Annotated in this window: 1 protein-coding gene; it reads right to left on the reverse strand. The window is 74.7% G+C overall.

Going from position 1 to position 1,144, the window contains the following annotated elements:
* Positions 1-47: 47 nt before the first annotated feature.
* Positions 48-1,010: a zinc-binding dehydrogenase gene (locus tag ACFUEL_RS39850; RefSeq protein ID WP_380243136.1), complete on the reverse strand. Its 963-nt coding sequence runs from the start codon at positions 1,008-1,010 to the stop codon at positions 48-50.
* Positions 1,011-1,144: the final 134 nt, after the last annotated feature.

A 1,144-nucleotide genomic window follows, 5' to 3' on the forward strand; every position in this document is an offset into this window, starting at 1 on the left:
CCCCCCGAGGACGGGTCGGGGGGCGCTCCGCCCTTCCGCCGCCGCGCTCAGGGGGTGAGCACCAGCTTGCCGAACACGTCCCCGCGCTCCAGCCGGGCGAACGCCTCCCGGGCGTCGGCCAGCGGCAGCACCGAGTCGATCACCGGCCGGATCCCGGAGTTGGCGCACAGCGCCAGCAGCCCGGCCAGCTCTTCCTTGGAGCCCATGGTCGAGCCGACCACCTTGAGCTCCAGGAAGAAGATCCGGTTCAGCTCGGCGGCCTTCGGGCTGGGCCCGCTGGTCGCACCGGAGATCACGAGGGTGCCGCCGGGCCGCAGCGACTTCACCGAGTGCGACCAGGTCGCCGCGCCGACGGTCTCCATCACCGCGTCCACCCGCTCCGGCAGCCGGGCGCCGCTCTCGAAGGCCGCGTCCGCGCCGAGCCCGACCGCCCGGGCCCGCTTGGCCTCGTCCCGCCCGGTGACCCACACCCGCAGCCCGGCGGCCTTGGCCAGCACCACCAGCGCGGTCGCCACCCCGCCGCCGGCGCCCTGCACCAGCACCGTGTCGCCGGGCTTCACCCCGGCGTTGGTGAACAGCATCCGGTACGCGGTGAGCCAGGCGGTGGGCAGGCAGGCGGCCTGCTCGAAGCTCAGCTCCTCCGGCTTGGGCAGCAGGTTCCAGGTCGGTACGGCGACCCGCCGGGCGAAGGTGCCCTGGTAGCGCTCGGTCAGGATGGACCGCGGCTCGTGCGGGCCCACCCCGTGGCCGCTCTGGCCGACCACCGAGTGGATCACCACCTCGTTGCCGTCCTCGTCCACGCCCGCCCCGTCGCAGCCGAGCACCATCGGCAGCCGCTCGGCGGGCAGTCCGACCCCGCGCAGCGACCACAGGTCGTGGTGGTTGAGCGTGGCGGCCTTCACCGTGACCACGCTCCAGCCGGGGCGGGCCTCCGGTTCGGGCACCTCGCCCAACTCCAGTGCGCTCAAAGGGTCGTCGGGGCTGATGCGGGCGGCGTAGGCAGCGAACATGCCCGGACGATAACCGGGCGGCGCCCCGCGCGTTAACCGCGACCCACTGTGAACGTCCCCATATTGCTTTTCCCGGGCGGCCGCCCCGCACACCGGACGGCCGCCCCGCACACGGCGCCGGGCCCGTCCGCGGA

Origin of the sequence: Kitasatospora sp. NPDC057198, from assembly GCF_042670125.1 — a bacterium.
GTDB lineage: Bacteria > Actinomycetota > Actinomycetes > Streptomycetales > Streptomycetaceae > Kitasatospora.

Bases quoted from the DNA above. Each gene is read 5' to 3' on its own strand.
- ACFUEL_RS39850 (WP_380243136.1), bottom strand. From the start codon at position 1,010: ATGTTCGCTGCCTACGCCGCCCGCATCAGCCCCGACGACCCTTTGAGC.